The 25,804-nt window shown below is 42.3% G+C and carries 24 protein-coding genes and 3 pseudogenes; 24 read left to right on the top strand and 3 right to left on the bottom strand.

Annotated elements, in window-relative coordinates; translation table 11 throughout:
* Positions 1 to 165 precede the first annotated feature (165 nt).
* Together BM415_RS08325 and BM415_RS08320 are read right to left on the bottom strand one after the other, a co-directional pair.
* Positions 166 to 1,674 carry a sensor histidine kinase gene (locus tag BM415_RS08325; RefSeq protein WP_091156735.1) on the bottom strand — a complete coding sequence of 503 codons (1,509 nt, stop codon included), beginning with the start codon at positions 1,672 to 1,674 and terminating at the stop codon, positions 166 to 168.
* On the bottom strand, positions 1,671 to 2,357 hold the full coding sequence (locus BM415_RS08320; protein WP_091156732.1) for a response regulator transcription factor: 687 nt from the start codon (positions 2,355 to 2,357) through the stop codon (positions 1,671 to 1,673). Before BM415_RS08320 ends, BM415_RS08325 begins: the two co-directional genes overlap by 4 nt.
* Before the next feature lie 177 nt (positions 2,358 to 2,534).
* On the opposite strand from BM415_RS08320, the gene BM415_RS08315 reads away from it, so the two are divergent.
* Genes BM415_RS08315 through galU form a run of 4 tightly spaced genes read left to right on the top strand, consistent with a single transcriptional unit; the run spans position 2,535 to position 6,922 of the window.
* Positions 2,535 to 4,637, top strand: coding sequence for a glycosyltransferase family 39 protein (locus BM415_RS08315; protein WP_091156730.1), 2,103 nt, complete (start codon positions 2,535 to 2,537; stop codon positions 4,635 to 4,637).
* Between the two features lie 15 nt (positions 4,638 to 4,652).
* Positions 4,653 to 5,633 (top strand): glycosyltransferase family 2 protein, encoded by a 981-nt coding sequence (locus BM415_RS08310; protein WP_091156728.1) that lies wholly within the window; start codon positions 4,653 to 4,655, stop codon positions 5,631 to 5,633.
* Positions 5,634 to 5,640: 7 nt separating this feature from the next.
* Positions 5,641 to 6,039, top strand: a complete 399-nt coding sequence (locus BM415_RS08305) for a GtrA family protein (protein WP_244533187.1) — start codon at positions 5,641 to 5,643, stop codon at positions 6,037 to 6,039.
* Positions 6,029 to 6,922, top strand: coding sequence for a UTP--glucose-1-phosphate uridylyltransferase GalU (gene galU, locus BM415_RS08300; protein WP_091156724.1), 894 nt, complete (start codon positions 6,029 to 6,031; stop codon positions 6,920 to 6,922). Before BM415_RS08305 ends, galU begins: the two co-directional genes overlap by 11 nt.
* 83 nt (positions 6,923 to 7,005) lie before the next feature.
* Here the strand turns inward: galU and BM415_RS08295 are convergent, their stop codons facing one another.
* Positions 7,006 to 7,902 carry a helix-turn-helix domain-containing protein gene (locus BM415_RS08295; protein WP_170862405.1) on the bottom strand — a complete coding sequence of 299 codons (897 nt, stop codon included), beginning with the start codon at positions 7,900 to 7,902 and terminating at the stop codon, positions 7,006 to 7,008.
* Positions 7,903 to 8,160: 258 nt separating this feature from the next.
* Between BM415_RS08295 and BM415_RS08290 the strand changes: the two genes are divergently transcribed.
* The 20 genes and pseudogenes from BM415_RS08290 (at position 8,161) to BM415_RS08200 (ending at position 25,759) form a co-directional block, all read left to right on the top strand.
* Positions 8,161 to 8,502 (top strand): carbohydrate ABC transporter permease, encoded by a 342-nt coding sequence (locus tag BM415_RS08290; protein WP_211753654.1) that lies wholly within the window; start codon positions 8,161 to 8,163, stop codon positions 8,500 to 8,502.
* 228 nt (positions 8,503 to 8,730) lie between these two features.
* Complete coding sequence (locus tag BM415_RS08285) at positions 8,731 to 9,699, top strand: phosphotransferase enzyme family protein (protein WP_091156720.1); 969 nt, start codon at positions 8,731 to 8,733, stop codon at positions 9,697 to 9,699.
* A gap of 174 nt (positions 9,700 to 9,873) precedes the next feature.
* Positions 9,874 to 10,416 (top strand): 2'-5' RNA ligase family protein, encoded by a 543-nt coding sequence (locus BM415_RS08280; RefSeq protein ID WP_091156718.1) that lies wholly within the window; start codon positions 9,874 to 9,876, stop codon positions 10,414 to 10,416.
* Positions 10,417 to 10,431: 15 nt separating this feature from the next.
* Entirely contained in the window at positions 10,432 to 11,250 is an 819-nt protein-coding gene (locus BM415_RS08275) for a pentapeptide repeat-containing protein (RefSeq protein WP_091156715.1), read from the top strand.
* Positions 11,251 to 11,527: 277 nt separating this feature from the next.
* Complete coding sequence (locus BM415_RS08265) at positions 11,528 to 11,761, top strand: hypothetical protein (RefSeq protein ID WP_091156709.1); 234 nt, start codon at positions 11,528 to 11,530, stop codon at positions 11,759 to 11,761.
* Entirely contained in the window at positions 11,754 to 12,029 is a 276-nt protein-coding gene (locus tag BM415_RS24705) for a hypothetical protein (protein ID WP_139236969.1), read from the top strand. Before BM415_RS08265 ends, BM415_RS24705 begins: the two co-directional genes overlap by 8 nt.
* A pseudogene (locus BM415_RS08260) lies at positions 11,962 to 12,816 on the top strand (cellulase-like family protein); the annotation flags it as partial. The gene BM415_RS24705 and the pseudogene BM415_RS08260, both read left to right, overlap by 68 nt.
* Before the next feature lie 351 nt (positions 12,817 to 13,167).
* Positions 13,168 to 14,280, top strand: a complete 1,113-nt coding sequence (locus BM415_RS08255; RefSeq protein WP_091156706.1) for a glycoside hydrolase family 88/105 protein — start codon at positions 13,168 to 13,170, stop codon at positions 14,278 to 14,280.
* A 332-nt stretch (positions 14,281 to 14,612) separates the two neighbouring features.
* On the top strand, positions 14,613 to 15,611 hold the full coding sequence (locus BM415_RS08250) for a CobW family GTP-binding protein (RefSeq protein ID WP_091156704.1): 999 nt from the start codon (positions 14,613 to 14,615) through the stop codon (positions 15,609 to 15,611).
* Positions 15,612 to 15,658: 47 nt separating this feature from the next.
* Positions 15,659 to 16,357 carry an MBL fold metallo-hydrolase gene (locus tag BM415_RS08245; protein ID WP_091156701.1) on the top strand — a complete coding sequence of 233 codons (699 nt, stop codon included), beginning with the start codon at positions 15,659 to 15,661 and terminating at the stop codon, positions 16,355 to 16,357.
* 285 nt (positions 16,358 to 16,642) lie between these two features.
* Positions 16,643 to 17,125 carry a GNAT family N-acetyltransferase gene (locus BM415_RS08240; protein ID WP_170862404.1) on the top strand — a complete coding sequence of 161 codons (483 nt, stop codon included), beginning with the start codon at positions 16,643 to 16,645 and terminating at the stop codon, positions 17,123 to 17,125.
* Positions 17,103 to 18,239: an NAD(P)/FAD-dependent oxidoreductase gene (locus BM415_RS08235; RefSeq protein ID WP_091156697.1), complete on the top strand. Its 1,137-nt coding sequence runs from the start codon at positions 17,103 to 17,105 to the stop codon at positions 18,237 to 18,239. The genes BM415_RS08240 and BM415_RS08235 overlap by 23 nt, the downstream gene beginning before the upstream one ends.
* Complete coding sequence (locus BM415_RS08230; RefSeq protein ID WP_091156695.1) at positions 18,233 to 19,891, top strand: nucleoside recognition domain-containing protein; 1,659 nt, start codon at positions 18,233 to 18,235, stop codon at positions 19,889 to 19,891. The genes BM415_RS08235 and BM415_RS08230 overlap by 7 nt, the downstream gene beginning before the upstream one ends.
* Before the next feature lie 34 nt (positions 19,892 to 19,925).
* Entirely contained in the window at positions 19,926 to 20,258 is a 333-nt protein-coding gene (locus BM415_RS08225) for a DUF3024 domain-containing protein (RefSeq protein ID WP_091156694.1), read from the top strand.
* Between the two features lie 132 nt (positions 20,259 to 20,390).
* Positions 20,391 to 20,930, top strand: a pseudogene (locus BM415_RS08220) (cobaltochelatase subunit CobN); the annotation flags it as partial.
* A gap of 148 nt (positions 20,931 to 21,078) precedes the next feature.
* Positions 21,079 to 21,668, top strand: a pseudogene (locus tag BM415_RS25475) (cobaltochelatase subunit CobN).
* Between the two features lie 267 nt (positions 21,669 to 21,935).
* The gene (locus BM415_RS08215) at positions 21,936 to 23,261 is read left to right on the top strand and encodes an MFS transporter (protein ID WP_091156692.1); all 1,326 of its coding nucleotides are present in this window, start codon (positions 21,936 to 21,938) and stop codon (positions 23,259 to 23,261) included.
* Complete coding sequence (locus BM415_RS08210; RefSeq protein ID WP_091156691.1) at positions 23,227 to 24,150, top strand: polysaccharide deacetylase family protein; 924 nt, start codon at positions 23,227 to 23,229, stop codon at positions 24,148 to 24,150. The genes BM415_RS08215 and BM415_RS08210 overlap by 35 nt, the downstream gene beginning before the upstream one ends.
* A gap of 125 nt (positions 24,151 to 24,275) precedes the next feature.
* Complete coding sequence (locus tag BM415_RS08205; RefSeq protein WP_091156688.1) at positions 24,276 to 24,989, top strand: glycosyltransferase family 2 protein; 714 nt, start codon at positions 24,276 to 24,278, stop codon at positions 24,987 to 24,989.
* Between the two features lie 320 nt (positions 24,990 to 25,309).
* Positions 25,310 to 25,759, top strand: a complete 450-nt coding sequence (locus BM415_RS08200) for a MarR family winged helix-turn-helix transcriptional regulator (protein WP_091156685.1) — start codon at positions 25,310 to 25,312, stop codon at positions 25,757 to 25,759.
* Positions 25,760 to 25,804 lie beyond the last annotated feature (45 nt).

Below are 25,804 nucleotides of genomic sequence, written 5' to 3'. Positions count from 1 at the left end.
ATGTTGATTTTTCTGATGGAATAGGGAACCAACACCAGTTGTAAGACTAAATCAAAACACAAGCGACAGAGAATGTGAAACTGGAATTTGAGTGGTGTTATTCGCTGATTTTTAGAACTCTTCTATTGAAGCGATATGTTACTAAAACCGTAATAAAGAGATCGACTAATTCATTGGGATGTAGACACTAAATGTGGCACCTTCCCCTAAGTGACTATTCACTTCCACTGTCCCACCATGAGCATGAACGATGGTTTGAGTAATAGAAAGACCTAGACCGGCTCCACCATGCTGTCTTGTTCGAGAATTGTCAACTCGATAAAAGCGATCAAATACATATGGAAGGCTCTCGGCTCCTATTCCTGGACCGTTATCCTGAATCGACAACACAAATTGCTTGTCAGTGACCATCAAAGCAATTGTTATTTTTCCTTTTACCGGATCTGTATGCTGAATTGCATTTTGAAACAAATTTAAGATCACTTGTTTTATTTTATCAGCATCATATTCACCCTCTATGCCTTCTGTGAGGTCATAAATGATCTCCCGTTCTCCTCCTAGAACGCGAAGTTGTGATTTCATTTCCCGAACAAGATTGGTGATATTGGTTTTTGATAAATGGAGCCCGGGCTCACGGTCTATCTTAGCCAGGAATAAGAGATCTTCTACCAGCTTGATAATTCGCTTGGATTCGCCATGCATACTATTTAATGCATTATAGAGCTGCTCAGGGCGTTCAGCCGCACCACGCAGCAACACTTCCAGAAAACCATGAATCGACGTCAGTGGGGTTCGCAATTCATGAGAAGCGTCTGCGATAAATCTCCCCATTTGCTCTTTCGTTTTCTTTTCATGTTCAAAGGAGGTTTCCAATCTCTTCAGCATCTCATTAAAGGTATTCGACAAGCGATCGATTTCCTCTTGACCTTGACGTGTAGGTAAATGCTGTTGTAAATTTCCTGCGTTTGTATTTTCAACAGCGTCCACAATGTTAGAAAGAGGTACAAGCGTTTTTCTTAGAACTGTTAAATAAAGCGCCAGACCAGCAAACAATGCAAAGACGGAAAGGCTGATGAAGGTGAGCAGCTGCTGAAACAGAACATCACGTAAAGTGCCAGTTTCGGTTCCTACTTGAAGAAAATATAAAGGACGGTCAATTGTACTACTAGGTATTCCGCCAATGGGTCTGAATACTAATAATTGCTCTTCTCCGTTTTTATCATGTGCGATTCTATAATCCATTTGTTGTGGATTCATTAAATCTGACATAGTGCTTGTATACTCTTCAAGTGACAATTGGGGGGAGGATAAACCGGTATTGCCAGTAAGATCTTCAAAGGCGCCATTCTGTCCGATAACGGCGACCGAAATATCTTGTAAGAACAAAAATCTGGAACGAACAGGTGCAGGAACCTCTTCCTCTAATCCTCGAAATGGAGGAACGATCATCAACAATTCTGATTCTGACCACAGCTCGTGAGGCAAGGACATCATTTTTGTTCGTAAAGACTCGGCTTCATTGTTATATAAAAAGTCTTTCATTACCCAATATTGCAGTAAACCGATGATGACAAGAATAAACGATAGAATAAATAATGTTCGAATGAGGAGTTGATTACGTAAGGATTGGGGAGAAAACACTCTTTGTATAAAGGAAGTAATCGTCTTCATCATGGAAGATCCACGCGATAACCCGCTCCCCTAATCGTACGAATGAGTCGATGCTCCTTGTCTTTCAATTTATCTCGAATAGAACGGATGTAAACTTCGACAATGTTCTGTTCTCCTTGAAAATCGTAGCCCCATACCTTCTCTAGTATCCTTCCTTTGCTCATTACGATGCCGTTATTAATGACTATGAATATAAGAACCTCGTATTCTGTGGGGGAGAGCTCTAATACGTTGTTGTTATAAACGATCTCTCTTCTCCGTTCATCAATCTTAAAAGGACCGTACACAACTTCTCCTAATAAACTTGGAAATTGATTACGTAGACGGGCGTGGATACGAGCCAGCAGTTCCTCGAAACTGAAAGGTTTTATTACATAGTCATCTGCACCTAATGTAAGCCCTTTGACCCGGTCATCTACTTCATCCTTTGCCGTGAGCATGATGACAGAAATGTTAGTTCTATTCTTTTTGATCATACGGCATACTTCAAACCCGTCGATACCAGGCATCATGACATCAATGATAGCAACATGGGGTTCAAATTCTTCGACTTGGTTGATGGCGTTTATTCCATCTGCAGCTGTTCTAACCTCATAGCCCTCGCTTGTTAATCCGAGTTCCAAAAATTGTAATATATGTGGTTCGTCATCTACAAGCAATATTTTTATTCCTCTAAGAGAATTCAATTCTTATACCCCCTGAGTTGTACATGCTCCTATTATCAATGATGATCTTGAATAATTTCAACTCATACTTTCATATTCAGGAAACTTTCAGCTTACCTTCAAGTCCGCTTCAGTTAGAAGATTCATAATACGACTTGTCAAATAAAAACCACATATAAAATTAAGGAGTTGTATTCTATGATTTCACGATTCAGGACCCGATTGGATATACCTCTACTATTAATCGCCATATTGGCTATCGTATTAAACTGCTTCAATATCTGGAACGATCAATACGCCAATACTTATTACACCACTGCAGTAGCAAGTATGTTGGAAAATTTACATAATTTCTTTTATGCCTCTCTCGATTCAGCAGGCTCTGTAACCGTAGATAAACCACCTGTCACATTTTGGATTCAAACTATAAGTGCCTGGATATTTGGATTACACGGCTGGAGCGTCATTCTTCCACAGGCATTGGCTGGGGTTGGGTCGGTGCTATTGATTTATTTTCTAATTAAACCGTCATTCGGTACAGCTGCAGCAAGGATTGGAGCATTAGTTCTGGCATGCACACCTATAGCAGCTGCTGTGAGCCGGACAAATAATATTGATAGTATGCTTGTGTTTACACTATTGTTGGCTACCTGGTTGTTGTTTAAGAGTGTTCAACGTACTAACATAGGCAGTCTCCTGGGAGCCTTCATGCTGATAGGTTTGGCCTTCAATATGAAGATGCTGCAAGCTTATATGGTGCTTCCTGCATTTTATCTATTCTATTGGTTGGCCGGCAATTTAAATTGGAAGAAAAAAATGAATTATCTTTCCATAGCAACAGTGAGCATGCTCGTCATCTCCCTCTCCTGGGCAGTCATTGTGGATTTAACTCCCGCAGACGAACGTCCTTATGTTGGCAGTAGTGAAACGAACTCCGTTCTGGAATTAGCATTTGGTTACAATGGTCTGTCACGTTTGACCGGAAATCAAGGAGGCCAAGGAGGACCTTCGGGATCGGATAGACCAGACGATCAGCAGCAACCACCTCAATTCAACACCTCGGCTGGATTCAATGGAGACGCTGGTACCGAAAATCTTTCTCCAAACCGTAATGATACTAATCAAGGATTGCAGCCTGGCAGTTCAGCTGAAGGATTTCCAGCAGGTGATATTAGAGGTATGGGCGGTATGGCTGGCGGAAGTTTCGGTACGGGTGAACAAGGTCCCCTCCGTTTATTTCAATCAGGCTTATCTGGACAGGCCAGCTGGCTGCTCCCATTTGTAGGATTCGCTGTCGTATGCTTACTCGTCGGTTTACGGAGAAACCGTATCACAATGAAGCATAAAGAAACAATATTTTGGCTTGCGTGGTTAATCCCGGCAATGGTTTTCTTCAGTATTGCAGGATTCTTCCATCATTACTATCTCATTATGCTTGCTCCACCAATTGCAGCTCTGTTTGGCGCTGGATGGATACAGCTCTTCAAAGACTACAGAAATCATGCAGGTTGGAAAGGGTGGTTATTACCGATTGCTGTAATATTAACTGCCGGTTTTCAATGGTATATCATCCATCCCTACAATGATGTAATTGGGCCTGCATGGTCTATAGGGATTGTTTTATCAGGAGTCATTTTCACTGCTGCTCTCATCATTTATAAGTTACGCAGAGTAGAATTCAATCATATCGCAAGCATTTTAGGATTATTTGTACTTTTGATTGGACCGCTGTATTGGGCTTTCACACCCATTACGTACGGTGGAAACAGTATGCTGCCGCAGGCAGGTCCGGGAGGTAGCGGAAATATGACTAATTTTGCAATGTCTCCACCTGATGATAACCCGGATGTTCCCTCAGCTGAGGGTCGAACGATTGTAATGCCGAGAAATATGCAAGGAGGAATGGGTAATGAAGCGAGTCTTGATAGTAAAACGCTGGCATATCTGAACGAAAACAATACAGGTGAGCCATATTTGTTTGCCACAACAAGCTATCAAACCGCCGCTCCTTATATGATAGATGAAAAAGAATCGGTGATCATCATGGGGGGATTCTCCGGTTCTGATCCCGTGTACACGATTGACGAATTAGAAAATTTGATTTCAACTGGGAAAGTTAAATACTTCCTTATTTCAGGAGACGGCATGAGAGGTGGAAGTTCCGAACTGACACAATGGATTCAGGAAAACGGAGAGGAAATACCTTCAGAAGAATGGCAGACGATGCAGAATACTGACGAACAAACGTTTAATATGGGTGGTTTCGGACGATCAAATACTTTATATAAAGTGACCCTGTGATAAGGAGGAAGGTAAATGACGAACAATGTCCGCTATTCAATCGTAGTTCCCATGTATAACGAGGAAGCTGTTATTGAAGAAACTTACCGGAGACTGAAGAAGGTCATGAAGGAAGTCAATGATACCTATGAGTTACTGTTTATCAATGATGGAAGTCAGGACAAATGTTTAGATATTATAAGAGACATTGCCAAATGGGATAAAACAGTGAAGCTTATTGACTTTTCCCGGAATTTTGGTCATCAGATTGCTATTACAGCAGGAATGGATTACGCGGTAGGAGATGCGGTGATTATCATTGACGCGGATTTACAGGACCCGCCTGAATTAATTCTTGAAATGATAGGAAAGTGGAATGAAGGCTACGAGGTAGTTTATGCAAAAAGAGTGAAACGTATAGGGGAAACATGGTTCAAAAAGATTTCGGCAAGCCTGTTTTATCGAGTACTGCGGGCATCCGCAGATATCAATATACCATTAGATACGGGAGATTTTCGTTTAATGGATCGGAAAGTGTGCTTGGAAATGAAAAGGATTCCTGAGAATAACCGTTTTGTTAGAGGCTTAGTAAGCTGGGTGGGATTCCGGCAAACGGCTGTGGAATATGTACGGGATGAAAGGACGGCAGGAGAAACGAAGTATCCACTCAAGCGCATGATCAAGCTCTCTTTGGACGGAATTCTATCTTTCTCGTATAAGCCTTTGAAGCTGGCCATCTATTCCGGATTAACCTTGTCCGGAACAGGCTTCCTGTACTTACTATACGTCATTTACCTTGCTTTATTTACCGACGCAACGATGCAAGGCTGGCCATCCATGATTAGCATTACACTGATCTTTAATGGCTTTATACTGCTTATGCTTGGCATAGTTGGAGAATATGTGGGGCGAATTTACGATGAAACCAAAGGGAGACCTTTATACATCGTACGAGAATTTTATTCGGGGCAGAACAACGAAAAGCCCGCTAACCATCCTTCGTCAGTATATGAATAAGACTACGATGCAAGCCCTGAAATTCTTGATGGTAGGTGTATTAAATACGAGTATCGATCTTGCGATTTTTTTCGTGCTCTCGATCGCAGGTCTCCCGATTGTACTGGCACAGTGCTTATCTTATAGTTGCGGCTTAGTGAACAGCTATTTAATAAATCGAAAATGGACGTTTCAGCGCACTGAAAAGCAGAGCATGCAGGAGCTGCTGAAATTTATAGGCGTCAATATACTGACACTTGGTGTAGTATCTTTATTACTTCTTGAACTGCAGTCTCTTGGGAATCAATCCTTGACCATTTCTAAAGTGATTGCAACCACAGCTGGTATCCTGATCAATTATTTAGGGAGCAGGTATTGGGTATTCCGTGTTTCCCAAGCTAAAGGAGGTAAATCCCATGAAAGTTAAAAAAGCAATAATACCAGCAGCAGGATTAGGTACCCGGTTTCTGCCAGCAACAAAAGCACAGCCGAAAGAAATGCTGCCGATTGTTGATAAACCTGCTATTCAATATATCGTTGAAGAGGCGGTGCAGTCTGGCATTGAGAGCATTATCATTGTAACGGGGAGAAATAAAAAATCGATCGAAGATCACTTTGACCGTTCAATTGAGCTGGAGCAAATGCTGTCTATAACAAATAAAACGGAACTTCTGGAGAAGGTCCGCTCCATTAATAATTTGGCTTCTATTCATTATATTCGGCAAAAAGAGCCACTTGGTCTGGGACATGCGATCTTATGTGCCAAGCAATTCATAGGAGATGATCCGTTCGCTGTACTTCTTGGTGACGACATCTTCGTTTCAGACCCACCTGCGATGGAACAGTTGATACAGACATATGAGGAGTATGACAAGCAGGTAATTGGAGTCAAACCCGTCTCGAAAAATCATGTAAATAAATATGGTATTGTACAGACAACCAGTAAAAAAGGAAGTATTCATGAAGTTAACGGACTCGTGGAGAAGCCATCTATTGAAGAAGCTCCATCCAATATCGCTATCATGGGGAGATATGTATTAAAACCGACTATATTCCCAATTATAGAAAAGCTGCAGAAAGGAGCAGGAGGGGAATATCAATTAACGGACGCACTACATCAAGTAAGCAGAGCAGAAGGCCTGCTCGCATTAGAATTGACAGGCAGCAGATATGATATTGGAGACAAGTTTGGTTACTTGCAAGCCATATTAGAGATAGGGCTGCAGAGCGAAGAGCTTGCTCCCGTATTGTACCCATATTTATTGGAATTGGTAGAGCGGACCACAGAACCCAAGATCAGCAAGTTGTAATCCATCTCAATAGCTTAGTTGTACAATAAGATTAGTACAAAACAAGGCAGCCCGTTACATTAATGGCCTGCCTTATCTTATTATTAGTATTGTAATTCAAGCGGAGTCAAGTACATATGATTATTGCTTTCCTGTCGCCTGAATGCTCCGGGAGTCTGACCGGTCCATTTGGAGAATTGCCTAATAAAGCTTTGAACGTTGCCGAATCCGATACGATATGCAATTTGTTCAATCGTTTCTTCACTGCTCATAAGTAATTGCATGGCCTCTTGCTGTCTCAAAATAGAAAGATACTCCCTAGGAGACATGGCAAAGGCTTCTTTGAACACTCGGCTGCAGTGCCTTCTGCTATGTCCTAGCTTGAAGGAAATATCCTCAAACCAATTGGTGTTCAGATCGGCCTCTGTGTTGATAGCATCTACCAACAATTCATCAATCTTTCTGGCGATCTTATAAGACAATTCAGTACCCAACAACAGTGCAGAAGCCTTCTCATCGCAGAATCTTTCAATATGAACTGAGATATTCAGGATAGTTTGGAAGATGGATACATAAGAAGCGTTATTCTCAAGTTTGCTCATTAAATCATAAATCAGAGGCTTCAATTGAACAGTTAATTCCATATTTCTCTGATGAATAAACAAGGGAGCAATGTTAGCTATTTTCTGCAAGAAATCTGCATCAATTATTTTAATGTGAGAAACAAAATACTTTACATATTGAGCTTTCTCTGCTTTGCACTGATGGACTGTCATTGGTGGAATTAATACCAGTTCTCCGGCATGTTGTTCATAGGAGAAGTCGTTAAACATCACAACCTGTGAACCCACAAGCACCATGTTTAGCTCAAACATCATATGATGCAAATGTTTTTGACATATCGTTCTTGCATTATTAAATCCTGACATATGTGCGCCATGTAAGTAGATTTCCATGCGTCTATCTTCAAATATGAGATGATGAGGTTTCGTTTTCTCCATATTCATTCCTCCCAAACGTAATACTCTGCATTAATAAGGCCGAAAATTCATGTCCCAGTTTGTTCATTAATAATGCCTTGGAAGTCCTTGTTGGTTATCCATATACTTATTCGATAGCTATATAATAAATCTAAATATATTGTCCATATCTCATATACAGGAAGGAGCCAGCAACTATGGACTTATTAGATTATAGCCGCTTCACTTCGCATATGAAAGCGTTCTATTTTAATATCTTGACGAGGAGTGGATAAGAACATGAGAAGTAATACGACTGATAGGACCAAACACTTCTACCTCTTCATTTCACCGTGGTTGTTTGGATTCTTGGCTTTTACCGCCGGACCGATGATTTACTCCTTGTACATGTCTTTCACAGATTGGAAGCTATTTGGAGGCTCTGACTGGATCGGAATGGAGAATTATCGTTTGTTAACTCAGGATTTTATCTTTTGGAAATCTCTCTGGAATTCGTTCTATTACACTTTTGTTGGAGTGCCTTTGGGACTCGTGGTGGGCTATATGCTTGCTGTCCTGCTAAACACCAAAGTGAAATTTATGGGAGCTTTTCGTACATTATTTTATTTGCCTTCAAGTTAGTTCAGTATTAGAAGCTTCTATGTCTGAAAAGGAGAAAAAAATATTCGATTATTTAATTCTTAAACTGGATGATTATCTATATTTCATTTAACAGACTGGGTTGCTCTATAGAGCGGCCCTTTTTCGCTTCTCTTCACTTCCATCTATGCTAAAATAAGGAATGTAATATCGGACGTTTTAGGTAACGGAAGTGCATCATGATAGGAACACAAAAGGAGCTTTATGGAGATGACCAATGAGCAAATAAAGCATCTGCTAAATGCATACGAGATGGATCGGCCGGAGCCGACCTTTTTGCGGCATAACGAGAATAGGACTTACCGGGTGCAGGATAGCGACGGCAACCGGTATCTACTTCGTATCCATGAACCTTTTGTGCAGGAGATGAAGGGATTACAGCATACTGAAGCAGGTATTTTGGCAGAACTGGATATGTTGGAGCAATGGGGGCACTGGAGCCAGGATGAAGTGCAGATGCCAGTACGGAACAAGAGCGGTCAACTTGTCACGACTCTTGAAATAGATGGACACAGACAGAATGCATCGCTCCTTACTTGGATGGAAGGACGTGATCTGAGCAAGGAAGATACCCAAGATGCAGAAGTTGCTAAGAAATTGGGCACGCACTTGTCGGAACTCCATTCCTTTTTTAGGAAGTACAATCCATCCGGCATGGAATCACGTCCAAGCCAGGGGAAAGTTTATAACGAACGAATGGCGCAGGTGATATATTCAGGCATATCTCAAGGTCTGTTTAAGCCTGCCGATGCGGCAATCATTGAGGACACGTTGCGATTGGTAAACTCTCGTTTATCGGATGAAGGTGGGAATGACGGACCAGACCTTATTCACGGCGATATATGCTTGGGCAATGTGATCTTAACGGTGAACGGTGATGTACGTTTTATCGACTTTGGCTTCTATGGGAAGGGTTACGCACAAATAGACACGGCTATGAATGCGATGATGTTGCCTGCAAAACGACGGGATGCTTTCCTTGAAGCATATTATGGTGGACGCTGCTCAGAAAATGAGTTGTTGCAGTTGGAAGGTTTTATGCTCGCAGCGATCATCGGTTTCTATGTTTTTCAGTACGGGAACGTGAAGATGCATGATTGGATGCGTGAGCGAATGCCGATATTGTGTGCGGAACGCTGCCAACCTTTTTTGCAAGGAGAACGGATTTTTTATCAATAAATACTACCTCAGATTTCGATGTCATTGATTTAAGGAGGCTAAGGTAAGGAAGCATTTTTTAATAACATTATACTGCCTTACTCATTAAGCTAGCGGGCATATAATCGAAGAAATATAAAGATAAGAGCAAGTGGGCTATGATTCATATATTTTTCTAAAGGATGTGTCTCTACAATGAGATATTTTATTGGAATTACCCCTCCAGATGATTATAAAGAAAAAATAATGACATTTCGTGATCGTTGGTCCAGTAATCGTCTTAACGATGTAGTGGAGCCTCACATCACTGTAAAAGCGCAAGGTGGCCTTACAGCAGATCTACATTGGTTAGAAAGAGTAAGACAAACATGTTCTTTAATGCAAAGTTTTCAACTATCATTATCAGATCCAGGATCGTTTGGAAGTTATGTTACATTTCTTAGTGTTGATACGAGTGATGTAACCGAATTACATAGAAGATTGGTAAAAGCGGCTTCTCCATCACAAGAACTTATAGATCGTTATTTTGAAATGGATAAATATCATCCCCATTTGACCTTAGGACAAACCTATTGGGGTATGAACCAGACGGAGATTCAAGAGATGAAGCGGTTAGCAATTAATGACTTAGCTCCTTATCCAACCTTTGATGTAAATTATGTACGCGTATATAAAGAAGTTGAACCAAACAAATATCAGCCGTTTGTAGATATTCAATTGGGGAGTACTAATAATTAATGGGAAGTGTTTAATTTGAATAGCAGACTACAATCAGATTGTGAAAACTGTTTTGGGATATGTTGCGTGGCTTTACCGTATGCACAATCAGCCGATTTTTCTTTTGATAAAGAAGGGGGAGTCCCCTGTCGTAACTTGTATTCAGATCATCGCTGCAGCATACATGAGCATCTAAGAGAAAAGGGGTTTAAAGGGTGTGTTTCCTATGAATGCTTTGGAGCAGGACAACATGTTTCACAGGAAATTTTTAAAGGCAATGATTGGAGAGCGAATACAGAGTTATCCAAGCCAATGTTTGACGTGTTTCCTATAGTTCAACAACTACATGAAATGCTTTATTACCTAAATCAAGCTATAGATCTGGAAGACGCTCAAACCATACATCATGAATTGCAAATTGTTTTTGATCAAATTTTAGCTCTAACCTATCTTAATCCAGAGGAAATTTTGAAATTAGATATACCTTTACATAGAAAAAATGTGAATGATTTACTATTGATAACAAGTGAATTAACTCGTAAAGATTTCATTCATCGTAATAAAAAACGTAAAGTGCGGACGGGTCTGGATTATTTGGGTGCAAATTTGAAAGGTGTTGACTTAAGAGGTGCAAATCTGAGAGGAGCATTATTGATAGCATCTAATTTGAGGAACGCTGATTTAAGAAAAGCAGATTTTATTGGCGCAGACTTAAGGGACGCTGACTTATCAGGTGCGAATCTTACGGGATGTATTTTCCTTACTCAAGCACAAGTCAATTCGGCTATAGGTAATCAACACACTATATTACCTCATTATTTAAAATTTCCTGCTCATTGGTTAATAGAATCGTAGTTTGCTATGAATAGTCAAATCAGAATATAGTCCATTAAGTACAGAGAATTGTCAATTGTTCGCCTACTCTGAATCTTGTAATCTTGAGCTATGGCATGAATGCTTCGTATATCCGCATTCAGTCATCGACCAGATTAAAATCCGAAGAAAATTCAGGAATAAGCTTTGGAGTAGCTAGGATTGAGGGAGGTTACCAGAAGCTGCCGATGATTTCCAATAGGGTGATGGATCTGGATCAAGACCATCAAGGCGCATTGATCCACTGGGAGGAGAAAATATGAAACTGCTTACATTGAAGCTTAAGTCTGATGTGAAGACGATTCATTCGGGCAAGCTGGGGGATTGCAAGGGAACCAACCCAAAGGGTGAAAGCTGGAAGCCTTTGGAGCGGGTATCGCCCCGCTTGGAACTGAGCTGCCGCCGGGTTAATCCGAAATCCTGCCGGAGGACACAGAACAATTCGCTGGTGTGTACGTCAAGGGAATGGCAGCGGCTTTCTATTTTTGAATAACTTTCAGGATCATGCGGAGACGATGGACCATACCGAGGTACGTATTGAGCTTGACACAGGCAGAGGCATTGCTGCTTTCCCTCGACAAGGAACTCTTACGATGAGAAGCGGGATGGGGGCGGTTCTCTCATTTCATATGATCATACATGATATTGGGATTGTAACTGCTACCATACAGCCGTTGACCAAGCTGGATAACGGAAGCGGTGGAGCGAGGATACAATACGATTCGCATATGTGCCATGCCATTCATGCTATTCACGAGTGAAGGGAAACGTCCAGGTCACTTGAAATTCGGTAATCTAGGAAAGGTCGGCCAGCGCACCCGCTGGTACAATTGCCGGGGACGGACATGCTCATCTGCTGGAACTGTTTAAGCAGGCGCAAGCTCATAACTGTTATATTATGTTATCCTCCTGGGAGTATCAGCAAAGCCCCAAGGAATTCCAGAGACAAACACCCCAGAGCTTGTTGAAGTGATGCAGCCATATATTGAAGAGGCAGTAGGCTATCTACGCGAGCGCCACCCTGATATATTGATAACGGCTAGCTATACCCTGAATGAAGCATATTCAAAAAGCTATGTTGCTCGCAACCTTCAGGTCGCTCATTTTCATTTATACATAAAAGGCGTGCTGAACGAGCTAATGGATTTGGCTGGTCTGAACGATGATAAGCTGTTCCCGAATCCTTTTGTACAATCATTGCTTAGAGACGATGCGCCACCATTCGAGGATTGGACTCTGCCGAAAGGACAAGAATGGCGGATGGAAGGCAATCCGGTCGGGATGAAGCTAATATATTTACATGACTGGGTACGGCATAACGGTATTCCGGTTGTCATCGGAGAAGGTTATGTCGGTTATACACCGCTAAATGCAAGCTTTGAAGAAGGACCGGGCGGAAAGTATATCGCCGAATATGCAATCCGCAAAGGAATGGCGCTTGGCTTCTGGGGGATGACACTATGCTCCAACTGCGCACCGCATCATCCGTTCTGGGCCGATATCCCTTGGCAGCAGAGATGGAATCGGTTTAATTTGGATTATAAATAGACTTACTTCGTTTATCTGTGTTTATGTTTATTCCCAACATAATCGGACAATTAATTGTAGATTTTTTACATTAGTTTTGCCTATAATTAGTGTACAATTATAATCATTGAGAGGAACCAAACAGCTGCATTGATTTAATTGTGGAAGCGCTTCATTCTTTCTGAAATGCTGAGAGTTCTTGCAGGAATAATCCCTTGAGATTTGAGGTGAAGAGCTTTGAGCTAAAGTGTTTGTTGAATGTATTAAGAAATACACGGGTGAGTGTAAAGCCGCAATATATTCGTACTATCGTAAAATTGTAATCATATAGGGACCTCTACTGTATGTTGAGTTTCCGGAAATGGAGGATTTATGAAATTAAATATTTCTAACTCTGCTGCGGATTTAAGGCATATTACTGATCGTGTGGTGGATTACACATTTGGTATGGATTTAACTTGGGACTGGCCAGGCGGGGTTGCCTTCTACGGCGTAAGCCGGGCATTTGAAGTGACAGGTGAGCAGGGCTATTTGGAACGGATGGCGGATTGGGTTGATGAATATTTGGAAGCCGGTCTTCCGCGATGGACAGTGAACACTTGTGCCATGGGGCATATGCTGGTTACTTTATATGAGCAAACAAATGACCAGAAATACCTCGATCTTATTCTCAGCAAGGTGGATTATTTGGAGAACAAAGCACTGCGTTTTGGAGATCGTGTACTTCAGCATACCGTGTCTTCAAAAAATGATTTTCCAGAGCAATGCTGGGCAGATACGTTATTTATGGCCGCCTATTTTATGCTTCGTGTTGGGGTCAAGCTGAAGCAGAAGCAATTGATTGATGATGCACTTCATCAGTATTTCTGGCATATCAACTATTTGCAGGATGAGGACAACGGGCTATGGTATCACGGCTATAATCATATTAACAAAGACCACATGTCAGGAATTCATTGGGCGCGTGCTAACGCTTGGGCCGCCTATACGATGTCACGTGCAGCGAGAGGACTGCCGGAAAGCTATTTATATCCTCCGATGATGCATATATGGAGTTCACTTCGGGATCAGCTTGCTGCAATTAAAAAGCTGCAGAAGGAAGACGGACTCTGGGGAACCGTACTTGATTACCAGGATTCATATGGTGAAGTATCCGCTACATCGGGTATCGCTGCCGCAATGCTAATGCAAGGCAATCCGCTTCATGCTAAGTACGTTCGGAAGGCTCTGGACGGTGTGCTTGCCAACATCTCCCCGAACGGGCGAGTTATGAACGTATCCGGTGGAACAGCCGTTATGAACGACATTGAAGGATATCTCCTCATCGACCGGAAGTGGGCACAAGGCTGGGGGCAAGGCCTCGGTCTCGCTTTCCTTGCGGCAGTAATTGAGATGGTTCAAACACAGGAAGAAGGCTTAGTAGCTGAGGAATTGAAATCAATTCCTCCTAAGGAAAAGAACGAAGAAGAAATAGAAGCAAAATGAATGCAAGGCAGTACAGCTTACAATTAAGACGAATGGCTATAATTTTCTAAGATCGGGACGGAAGCTGCACGGACAATGCGGCTTCCGTCCTTTCTTTATGATATGCCGCGCTTTTTGCGACGACCTCATCAAGGACTCGAAAAAGTACGCTGAAATCTATCATGAGTCGGTTCGTAAAACAGATGAATAAAGTCGCTATTAATTGCGGCTTTTTTGGTTTGCAGAGGAGTTATATTGACACAAATAAAAAATAGGATTATAGTATTGTTTAATCGTAATCATTACGAATAAACTCATTTTCATCTCTAAGTACAAAGGAGGATTGAAATGAAATGAATATGGAGAAGGATGTGCGTATTCCCGTTACCATTATTACCGGATTTTTGGGAGCTGGCAAAACAACCTTGCTTAACCACATATTAAATGAGGATCATGGTCATAAAATGGCAGTCATTGTAAATGAATTTGGCGAAGTAGGCATTGATAATGAGCTGATTGTGAAATCCGATGAAGAGATTATCGAGATGAATAATGGCTGCATATGCTGCACGGTTCGAAGTGATCTCGTAGATATTATGGAGAATCTGCTGCATCGCAAATTTGTAAGTTCTCCTGAGCGTATTCATTATGATCGGGTGGTTGTTGAAACAACGGGATTGGCTGATCCTGCTCCTGTTATTCAGACTTTTCTCGCTGAACCCCTGATCTCCCAGTTCTTCAGAGTTGATGCAGTAATTACGGTTGCGGATGCAAAGCATGCAGAGTATCACCTGGACCACAGTCGTGAAACGAAGGGGCAAGTGGCTTTCGCTGATGTCATCCTGTTAAATAAAACAGATCTCGTCACCCGGGAAGACCTCGCACGATTAGAATCCAGATTAAAAAACATAAATAGTCATGCCCGCTTATTGTACACACAATATTCGGTGATCGACTTGAATGAGATTTTGGGAATTTACACCTTTGACATGGATCACAAGCTGGAGGTTGATCCTCATTTTATGGATCACCACCACCACCACCATCATGAAGATGATGTTTTTTCCATTGTACTAACTGAATCAAGACCGCTGGATTTGGAGAAGGTGAATAAATTTATCAATACATGGTTAGTTGAGCACGCCACTGATACTTACCGGTACAAAGGAATTCTCAATGTACAGAGAACGAACAAGCGAGTCGTGTTTCAGGGAGTACACATGATGTTCGGAGTGGATGCGGAGAGAGAATGGAATGCAGGAGAGGACAGGACAAGCAGGATTGTAATTATTGGGAAAAACCTGGATGAAGACTGGTTTAGATCCCAATTCAGCGAATGTGCGGTTGTCTGAGCGTGATCAGCTCATTCGGAAAGATTTGTGCCGGAGGATTTATATAAATGAAGATTATTGACAATAGAGTGAGTTTACTAGAACTAGATATGTTCTTCATGGGAGAACAGAGCATGATTCATCCCATGTTGATTCGAGATGACAATGTCCAAATTCTAATTGACGCAGGATTGCCCGGACAATTCGAACAATTAGAGAATGAGATGCTTCGTGCAGGAAGCTCGGCTGCGAGCCTGGATTACTTATTACTGACACATCAGGATCTGGATCATATCGGATGTCTTCCAGAAATCTCGGCGGTTAACCCTAATGTTCTGATCTGTGCGCATCCATTTGATGCTCCGTATATTCGTGGTGAGAACCGTCTACTGAAGGAGAACGTTGTACCTCGGCAAAAAGAATTGGAAGTTTTGCCATCTAGCAGAGTAGACCAGCTATTAGCTCATAAAGAGCGGTTAAGTCTATGCGGAGGTATACAAGTTATTCACACCCCAGGCCATACCGATGGACATATAAGTTTCCTATTGGAAGAAAGCCGTCAATTAATCATTGGGGATGCACTCTTTTATACGAACGGTGAAATTCAAGTTCCACCTCAGGAGCTGACGATCAATATGCCCCAAGCGATGAAATCGCTCGAACAGCTGCTTGATTATGACTTTGATCAAATTCTCTTCTACCATGGCGGCATTTGTCCAAATGGCAAGAAGAAGCTTGAGTCTTTGATTCATAGCTACTCAGGATAAGAGCAGGGGATTTATACAGGAGAACAGGGGGGGGAACATCTGAACATTAACTTAAGAATCAATATATCCAATCCTGCTTCCGTTACGATTACTCCCTATTTACAATATGAATCTCGTGGCTTTTTCAGCTTTGAAGGTCATCATTTTAATTGTGATACACTCCCCATTTTTCATCATATGCAAATGATTATTCCGCTCGATGAGATTGATCAAGGGTTACTTTTTGAAGAAGAGTTCAACAGAACATGTGAGAACTATTGGGTAGACGAATATCAGAAGAAACTGATGATTGCAAAACTGGACATATCAGAATTTCGAAGTGAATGGAAAGAGAAAATAGGAGGAACTTGGTTTGATTGGTTAGATTCCGTAGACGGAGAACATTCCATTATTGGGGTTCGAGCAGATGAGATTGTGCAAACGAATAAGTATCCCAATTCACTGGATCATGGGAGTCTCTTTTATATTCAGAATTTAATCGTTCATCCTTTATTCAGAGGGAATAAATTAGGGGCACATCTAATCAAGCATTCGATTCAGAATCTATTTACCAATCAGCATGGCATTGTGTTCTTAATTGCTCAACCCCATGTGGATAACGCGCATTGTTCTCATTCCAAAGATCATTTGACTCATGGGTTGATTGATTACTATAAAAATATTGGGTTTGTTGAGACCGAACAGTCTGACATTGATAAACATAACGTGATGGAATTGAAGCTTAGAAATTCGAAAGGTGAAAAATATGAAATTACTAAAAGATTATGACTGCGTAATTATTGGTGGAGGTCCAGCAGGAATAGGCATGGCTTCTGTCTTACAAGATCTTGGTATGAAACGGTTTGTTATCTTGGAGCAGCACGAGATTGGCGCAAGCTTCATGGCATGGCCGAAGGAAATGAGGCTTATTACTCCTTCGTTCACTAGTAATGCGTATGGAATGTTAGATTTGAATGCGGTTGTTCTAAACACATCCCCGGCATATACCCTCGGTTCAGAGCATCCAACCGGCAAGGAGTACGCAACGTATTTGCAGGCTGTGGCGCAGTATAAGAAATTACCTGTTAAAACAGGGGTCGTTGTCTCGGAAGTAATTCCGCAGGGCCAGGAGTATAAGCTGATGACATCACACGGTGAGATCAATTCACGGTTTGTAATTTGGGCAGCAGGGGAGTTTCAATATCCTAAATTGGATTCGTTCCCGGGTGCTGAATATGGTATCCACAGCAGCTTATTCACCGAATGGGCTGAAGTTCAAGGAGAGGAATTTATTATTGTCGGCGGTTATGAGAGTGGTATTGACGCAGCAATCCATTTAAGCGGCCAAGGCAAACAAGTGACAGTCATTGACCGGGATCACAGAAGCTTGGCCAAAGGTTCAAGTGATCCAAGCGTTGAACTTAGCCCTTATACAAAAGATAGACTTCGATTAGCCATGGCAAATAATAAGATCACTATACTACACGGGTTCGAGGTACAGTGGATCGAAGCTGAAGACGATGGGGGCTACGTGCTGTATTGTGAGAATGAATCTGCTGATACACGCCTAATAAAAACTATGCAGCCGCCCATACTAGCGACCGGTTTTCAGAGCAGTTTGAAGACAATTGAACATCTGATTGAGCGTAATCAAGAGGGCGAATTAAAATTAAGCACTGCAGATGAATCCACTATAAATCCTGGTTTGTTTATAACGGGTCCACAAGTGGTACATGGTAATCTTCAATTATGCTTCATATACAAATATAGACAAAGATTTGCAGTTGTAGCACAGGCTATTGCACAGAGATTGGATATGGATGTCTCGATTCTTTCACAATATCGTGAGGCAGGCATGTTCCTCGATGATCTTTCTTGCTGTGGTGAAGATTGCAAATGCTAAACCAAGCCATTACCACAAGAGATGCCCTCAAGAACGTAGTATTAGTAGGCTTTGAATCAGCGGGTAAATCCGCTCTGTTCCGTTGTATTACCGGTAAGGACACTGGAGAAGAATCCAATTACCGCGGTTCTACCGTTACCGTTCGCAAGGGTCAACTGTTTGATGTTCCATTAGAAGTTATTGATACTCCAGGAATACAATTGAAGGATGATTCTGCTACAACAATGCTTGCCTTGGAGCAACTCTCAGTTGGAGATACGATTGTACTTGTCGTACGTGGAACGAATGTCAATGAAGAGTTACCCTTGCTTCTTGAAATGCTTGATTTGAAAGAAAAAAATGTAGTCTTAGTTCTATCATATGCGGATAAGTGTTCTCCTGAGCTAGCCTCGCAGGTAGATTACTATCGCAAAGGTCTTGGCATATCTGTAATTCCCGGAAATACGAGACAATTAAGTGAAGATGAAAGATCGCTGATTCTAAAGGCAGTTTCTGTCGCCAGGCCCATGAAGAAAGTGCCAGAGATTGATGATCCACCCGTTTCATATGCAGTAAAACCACAATCGACTCTGTTTGAACACAGCTTCTTGGGGAGAATTGCAGCTCTAGTTGCACTTTTATTGTTATTTGCAGTGCCGGTGTACATTGCCTACTTATTCTCAGACTGGATTCAGCCGTTTATGGAATCCTGGATCCTTGATCCTTTAAATCGGATAACATCGGGTATAAGTGATCCGGTTAGATCATTCTTCTTGGGCGACTATGGAATGATTAGCTTGGGATTGTACTCCTTTATCTGGGCGTTTCCAGTAGTTCTGCTAATCGGTATCAGCGTCGCTATAACAGAAGAAAGTGGACTCAAAGATCGTATCACCGATTCTCTAGATGGTTGGATGATCAAGATTGGATTAAATGGTAAGGATCTAATCCCGGTACTTAGTGGTTTTGGATGCAATGTCGTTGCCGTTTTTCAAAGTCGTACATGCAGCTCATGTACCCGAAGGGCTTGTATTTCCATGATTTCATTTGGATCAGCCTGCAGTTATCAGATAGGGGCATCATTATCCATTTTCAGTTCAGGGGGCAAACCTTGGTTATTTGTTCCTTATATTATTGTTCTTGTTCTTGTGGGAGCTATTCATACACGTATTTGGAATCGGGATAAGCTAGATGATCAGCAATTCCTCTATAATCGAACATATTTACAAATGCCAACGTGGAAATCCATAAGCTGGAGAGTTCGATCTGTTGTTAAACAATTCTTGACACAGGCCATGCCGATATTCATAGGTATCTGTCTGCTAGCTACCATACTCGATCAGATAGGAATTATCACAGGACTAGTCCAAATTGTCGGTCCATTGCTCTCCGTCTTCCAATTACCAGAACAAGCGGCCAGCGGCATTCTATTCTCTGTCTTGAGAAAAGACGGACTACTCCTGCTGAATCAGGGCCAAGGTTCTTTTGTGGAGTCATTAAGTGGTGGTGAGCTCTTTATATTGGTCTACTTAGCATCTACCTTGACAGCATGTCTGGTGACACTGTGGACAATCAACAAGGAAATGGGAGCTTCTTTTGCACTTCGGTTAGCGGGCAGGCAAATCGTTATGTCTGTGGGAAGCACTCTGCTGCTCGCCTGGTTGATCATATAAGCAATAAGTTTTCTAAAAAAGAAGGGGGATAGATATGGATCATTTTACTATAAAAAGAATCTGCTCCATTCTGGATGGTTATATCAGCTTGAAAATCCCTGCCGATTTACGCGGAGAAGTTCGTATTACTTACCATATTGGGGATAGAACGGTTACCATGTCCGAGGAAAGACCCGATTGGACCGAGAGAATGTGGGACTCAACTGAGTTTGTTCAGTTTCGCCTTGAGGATCATGCATGGGCAGTGTATACCAAATCCGATGGTAATGAATGGCGTTCATTATCAACGATTACTCCCAGCCGTCATTTTGAAGAAGTACTGGAGCAGGTTGAAATGGATACCAGTGAAGTGATTTGGGTCACCTAATTTTTGAATTAAAGAGGTGCCACGTAAATTTGTAGCCACTTACTTCATCAGAGCTAGATACTTTCACAATCATTATATAGGAATGACTAAGATGTCAGCTTATCATGATAAAAGCCTGCTTCCCATCATCAGTATTTAGCCTTTTTTCAATACCTTCACAATGAATTTGAGGCGGATGCAATTCTGCATGTTGGAACCCACGGTACTTTGGAATTTATGAGTGGCAAAGAAAGTGGAATGTCTGGTGACTGTATACCTGATGCGTTGATTCAAGATATCCCGCATTTTTATATTTACTATGTAGGCAATCCTTCCGAAGCGATGATTGCGAAACGAAGATCTCATGCATCCTTAATCGGCTATCAATCCCCTCCGTTTACGTTATCGGGATTATATGGAGAATACGCTGGGCTGGAAGCGATGCCGCATCAATACCGTGAAGCGGGGCATATAAATTCTGCACGGCTTCCGGATCTATGGGACCAAATACAGGAGCAGGCAGAAGCGTTGTTTATTGAAGCCTCCGACTTGGAGACATTAGAGTCCGAGCTGTATCTAATACGCAGATCTTATATCCCAAATGGCCTGCATATTTTCTCTAGGTCAGCAAGGGGGATAATTTCATACTCCATTTGCAAATTCTTCAGCTGCTTAACTCTGGCGCCTAAATAACCCAGAATTTGACCTATCGTCTCTCCTTGTGTTCGAGCCGTCTCCAGCCCCCACATCACAAGCGCTGTCGTATCTGGATAAGTCTGATGCGTCTGAGCGTACAGTTAGACTCAATATACTAGTCCATATCTGTGGATTTTTCCGTGATATGTTTCCAGATCAGCTGTCCAGGCTTCATCAATTGTTTAAAGATATTGCTGAATTGGATGAGCCCTTGGATCAGAATCGGATTAAACAGCATTCGGAGAAGTTGTATCATCAATTACGCAGTACCGGCGCTGAGCATGATGAAGCTTGGGACTTGGCATGAGCCCGTCTATATGGTCCGGCTGAAGGAGAATACGGAACCTCAGTAGGCAAACTGATTGAAACGAAGCAATGGGAAGAAGAAGAGGAACTTGGCGCAGCCTTCATAAACAGCCTTAAGCATGTGTATAGCTCCCAATACAGAGGCAAGGATATGCATGATTTGTACAGGGCGAACCTAGCTGCCGTTGACATTGTATCTAAATCAGGAGCAATCATGAGCATGAAGTTACCGATCTCGATCATTATTATGAGTATTTTGGAGGTTTGGCTAAATCAGTTGAGATGACTAAGGGTACAAAGGCTGAAATTTATATCAACGATACTACACGCGAACACCTATTAACAGAAGAAGTAAGCAAGTCGATTCATCGCGCTGTACGAACCCGCCTAACAGATCTGGTGACCAAAATGAGAAATCTATTAAATTGAACTAAATCAAAGCAGTAGCTGCATATATCCAGCAGCAGCTGCTTTTTTATTACATTAAGATGGATGTATGAGAATTGTAAGAATGAAACGCACTTCTCAAAAGACGTCAACTGACGAAGACGTTTCTATTCTGGTTGATGTTTAGGACCCGGATAGGAAGAGAATGTATAATATAATTACTACTAATGACAGGGAGATGATACAAAATGGAACGATACTAATAAAATATGTTAGCTTTGTCAGAGCGACATGGATGGAGGGAAATGGATGAAGCGCAGCTTCGTGAATTCACCGTATGCATATTCGCTTGGCATGTTTGCCATGATGGTCCCGAGCCAGGCGTTCAGCTCGTTTTACATCTTTTTTTACGTGGATACATTGGGCCTTGGCATAGGGCTTGCCTCTCTGGCACGAACCGTATTTCTGATCTGGGATGCCTTAAACAATCCACTTATGGGATATTGGTCCGACCGCACGAAAACCCGACTGGGACGTCGCAGACCGTGGGTATTCGGTGCTATTCCACTGTTTATGCTTACCTTCGTACTGGTGTTCTCGCCACCGGAAGGATTATCACAGAACGGATTGTTTATGTGGTTCATGGTTGCCCTTATTCTATATGAAGCGGCTGCAACCGTATTATGGGTCAATTATGGAGCCCTGTTTCCCGAATTGTATCGCGGAGACCGCATTCGTGCGAAGGCGTCTGCCATCCAGCAGGGCTACCAGGTCGTGGCACTATTGATCGGTACCGCGCTGACTCCGGTGATCTATAATGCAATGGGATTCTCAAATATGGCGATACTGTATGCGCTGCTGTTCGGCGCATTTATGTTTCTCTGCATGATGAGCGTTAGGGAGCAAGATGTATACAGCACAAGCGAACCACTCAAGTTAATTCAAGCGTTCCGCGAAACCCTGCGCAACAAGAAATTTTGGGTATTTAATATCTCCAATTCATTTGCCCAGACGGTAAATGGACTGATTAGCTCGACGATTCCTTTTTACGCAAAATATGTACTGAATATTCCAGATAATCAAGTGTCGATTCTGCTCGCGGCTGTATTTGTATCTGTTATCCCTTTGGTGTTCGTCTGGTATTCAATCATTCGTAGAATGGATGGTGTGAAGGCATGGCGATTGTCGCTCTTCGTATACGGTGTATCCGTTATTCCCCTCTGGTTTGGCAACGATCTGATCAGCGGAATTCTGGCAGGCATTTGTGTTGGGTTTGGTCTGGCAGGATTTCTGGTAACACCGGCCATGGTTAACGGCAGTATCATTGACGAAGATGCGGAGCGGACGGGACAACGCAGAGAGGGGATATATACCGCTGTCAGCGGATTTATTACACGTTCCAGTGGTTTGATCTCTGCTCTGGCGTTTTTTGTTGTAGGCATGATATTCGGATATGAAAGCGGTGATAATCCGGGGAGTAATCCGGAATCAACCTTCAGGTATTTGATTAGCATCGTTCCCTTATGCTTACTTGCTATTTCATTCCTGTTCTCGTTTGCAGCCAAAATCGAATTCTCAAAAAATATGAGAGGAGGCGGGCATGATACTGGATCGAAGACTCATCATCAACTGTGATGATTTTGGGCAGAGCAAGGCCATGAATAAGGCGATACAGCATCTGCTGGAGGAGAATAAAGTGTCTTCGGCGACCATTATGACCGTGGCTCCCGGCTTTGAAGAGGCTGCGTCTTGGGCGGCACGCCGAGGTCAACCGAATGTCGGGCTGCATCTGACCTTGACGAGCGAATTCGAAGCCCTTCGATGGAGCAGTTTAACGAGGCATTCCTCTCTTCACGATGACAGTGGTCATCAGTACCGGACCGTTCGTGAGTTTGAACGAGGGGCAGAGGACAGTGCCGTGTTAAAAGAGCTGGAAGCGCAGTACCAGCTGGCGAGCAAGGCAGGCATTCAAATCAGCCATGTGGATAATCACATGGGTAGCCTGTACGGTATGGAAACAGGACGTAGTCTCATTCCGCAGATGCTGTGGAAGACGAAGCGTTGGCGCCTCCCGGCTCGATTGTTCCGCTATATCGATCCTGAAGACCCACTGCTCAGCTCACTGCCGAATATTGAGCGTCCTGTTGCACTCGCTTCAGGCCTAGCTGACACGTTTGGCGTTCCCATCCCGGATTATCTGCTCTCGCATCCTTTTTCTGTTATGGAGGGGGAGACCTATGAGAGCTTTAAGCAATCACTGATTGATAAGCTGTACAGACTTCCTGAAGGGGTCAGCGAAACCTATGTCCACCCCGGAGCGGAAGATGAGTGGATGCTGACGAACATTCCGCATTGGGAAAAGCGGGTATGGGAGTACCAGCTGCTGTTTGACGATGATTTTTCTTATGGACTGCGAGATGCCAAAGTGATCCTGACGGATTACCGCTATGTGGAGGAGTATTTGAAGCGACCCCGCATGCGCTCGGCCATTAAGCTTATGAAAGTTTTGGCACAAAAACCGTGATTCTTGCATTAACTCTTCGACTGACCAACCCAGTGACTACACTATAAATTTGATACTATTTGCCTACACCAGCGCAACCCTTCTACCATATGATAAAAAATCATGGATAGAAGAGAGGTTAAGCGTTGAAGAGAAAAGAGAGTAGATATGGCGTTTCTATCGTTGTATGTACGAATCGACCGCAATTTTTTAATAATATCCTGACAAATTTTAATAGACAGCAATATAAGAACAAAGAGCTAATTATCATTCTGAATCATGACAGCATGAATCTAGAATCATATCGAAATCGCGTTCGACATTATGCCAATGTAAGTATATTCCAAGTGCCCGAAAGGATTTCATTAGGACAATGTTTGAATGCAGGGATTGAACGTGCACGGTTTCCGTTAATTGCGAAGGCTGATGACGACGACTATTATTCCGCCTACTATTTGAAAGAACAAGTAGGAGCACTGAGAAGAACCAACAGTGATATCGTAGGTAAACATTCCTGTCTCGTATATCTATGCGCTTCAAAGAAGCTCTTGGTCAGGTCCCCTGAAGAAGCTAGTAAATTTGTTGAATTTGTACAAGGGGGGACGATACTGTTCAAGAAGGAAGTGCTCAGAAAGGTTCGATTTACCGATCGTTCTGTAGGCGAAGATGTTACGTTTCTGAGGCAGTGCAGGAAGAAAGGATTCAAAACGTATGCTACCACACCCTATAATTATGTATATCATCGCAGGCAGAACAAGAAGAGCCATACATGGAGAGCAGATGACGAGTTTTACCTGAGAGGCAGCAAACTGATTACAGTCACAGACCAATTTCGTCCAATTGCGGATAAAGAATTTTAAAAATATTTACTTCAAGAAGCAGATTGCCATTGCAGACTGCTTCTTTGTCATCAAGAGGCAGCATCTTGTGCCACTGAGCGTACTGCAGAACGGCTGTTTCCTCTCAACCCCCGTTTTTGCCCACATCTGAGTTCATATTGCCAGTTGGGGCGGTATTGCAATTAGTATTAGTAATAAGAATGCTTGAAGACCCAAAATTGAGGGGAATAAATTCAGTATTGGCTTGGTGATTGTGTATTTGTATTAAAATGAACTCTTTAAACATAATAATTGCAAAATGCAAATATGTATGGTAAAACTGAATCTAGAGGTGAGCTTAGATGGAAGAAAGTCCTAGAGAATTACTACAAGTGACTGCACGCCGATTCGGCCTTTTGAATAAGAATTGCTGTAGTGTAGGAACTAATGATATATCAATGATCCAAAGCCATATTCTTTATGAAATTGATCGACAGCATGAGCCATCTATGCAGCAGATCGCGGATACGCTTGGTATGGATATAACCACATTTAGCCGTCAGGTGCAAACATTGATTAAAAAGAATTTAGTCAAGAAAACAACACTTCCCGAGGATCGTAGAGTATATATTCTACATCTAACGTCAGAAGGGAAATTCGTGGCTACAACGATTGATGAGAATATGAACAGTTACTTAAATGAGGTTTTCTCTTTTATGAATGAATTTGAGCGAGAAACCGTTCTCAGATCGATTAAATTATTAAATGAAAGTATGCTTAAATCAGACAAATGCTGTACTCCTATGGGGTGATCTTCAAGGTCACCCTATATAATTAACATATACTTGCAAATTGCA

The organism is Paenibacillus sp. 453mf (assembly GCF_900116105.1).
Taxonomy (GTDB): Bacteria; Bacillota; Bacilli; order Paenibacillales; family Paenibacillaceae; genus Paenibacillus; species Paenibacillus provencensis.
Note: the sequence above shows the minus strand (reverse complement) of the source record. Positions and strands in the feature narration are given on the sequence as shown.

Excerpts from the sequence above, each read along its gene's own strand:
- BM415_RS08325 (WP_091156735.1), bottom strand. The coding sequence starts at position 1,674 with ATGATGAAGACGATTACTTCCTTTATACAAAGAGTGTTTTCTCCCCAA.
- BM415_RS08315 (WP_091156730.1), top strand. The coding sequence starts at position 2,535 with ATGATTTCACGATTCAGGACCCGATTGGATATACCTCTACTATTAATC.
- BM415_RS08310 (WP_091156728.1), top strand. The coding sequence starts at position 4,653 with ATGACGAACAATGTCCGCTATTCAATCGTAGTTCCCATGTATAACGAG.
- BM415_RS08305 (WP_244533187.1), top strand. The coding sequence starts at position 5,641 with ATGCAAGCCCTGAAATTCTTGATGGTAGGTGTATTAAATACGAGTATC.
- galU (WP_091156724.1), top strand. The coding sequence starts at position 6,029 with ATGAAAGTTAAAAAAGCAATAATACCAGCAGCAGGATTAGGTACCCGG.
- BM415_RS08295 (WP_170862405.1), bottom strand. The coding sequence starts at position 7,902 with ATGGAGAAAACGAAACCTCATCATCTCATATTTGAAGATAGACGCATG.
- BM415_RS08290 (WP_211753654.1), top strand. The coding sequence starts at position 8,161 with ATGAGAAGTAATACGACTGATAGGACCAAACACTTCTACCTCTTCATT.
- BM415_RS08285 (WP_091156720.1), top strand. The coding sequence starts at position 8,731 with ATGACCAATGAGCAAATAAAGCATCTGCTAAATGCATACGAGATGGAT.
- BM415_RS08280 (WP_091156718.1), top strand. The coding sequence starts at position 9,874 with ATGAGATATTTTATTGGAATTACCCCTCCAGATGATTATAAAGAAAAA.
- BM415_RS08265 (WP_091156709.1), top strand. The coding sequence starts at position 11,528 with ATGAAACTGCTTACATTGAAGCTTAAGTCTGATGTGAAGACGATTCAT.
- BM415_RS08255 (WP_091156706.1), top strand. The coding sequence starts at position 13,168 with ATGAAATTAAATATTTCTAACTCTGCTGCGGATTTAAGGCATATTACT.
- BM415_RS08250 (WP_091156704.1), top strand. The coding sequence starts at position 14,613 with ATGAATATGGAGAAGGATGTGCGTATTCCCGTTACCATTATTACCGGA.
- BM415_RS08245 (WP_091156701.1), top strand. The coding sequence starts at position 15,659 with ATGAAGATTATTGACAATAGAGTGAGTTTACTAGAACTAGATATGTTC.
- BM415_RS08240 (WP_170862404.1), top strand. The coding sequence starts at position 16,643 with ATGATTGCAAAACTGGACATATCAGAATTTCGAAGTGAATGGAAAGAG.
- BM415_RS08235 (WP_091156697.1), top strand. The coding sequence starts at position 17,103 with ATGAAATTACTAAAAGATTATGACTGCGTAATTATTGGTGGAGGTCCA.
- BM415_RS08230 (WP_091156695.1), top strand. The coding sequence starts at position 18,233 with ATGCTAAACCAAGCCATTACCACAAGAGATGCCCTCAAGAACGTAGTA.
- BM415_RS08225 (WP_091156694.1), top strand. The coding sequence starts at position 19,926 with ATGGATCATTTTACTATAAAAAGAATCTGCTCCATTCTGGATGGTTAT.
- BM415_RS08215 (WP_091156692.1), top strand. The coding sequence starts at position 21,936 with ATGAAGCGCAGCTTCGTGAATTCACCGTATGCATATTCGCTTGGCATG.
- BM415_RS08210 (WP_091156691.1), top strand. The coding sequence starts at position 23,227 with ATGATACTGGATCGAAGACTCATCATCAACTGTGATGATTTTGGGCAG.
- BM415_RS08200 (WP_091156685.1), top strand. The coding sequence starts at position 25,310 with ATGGAAGAAAGTCCTAGAGAATTACTACAAGTGACTGCACGCCGATTC.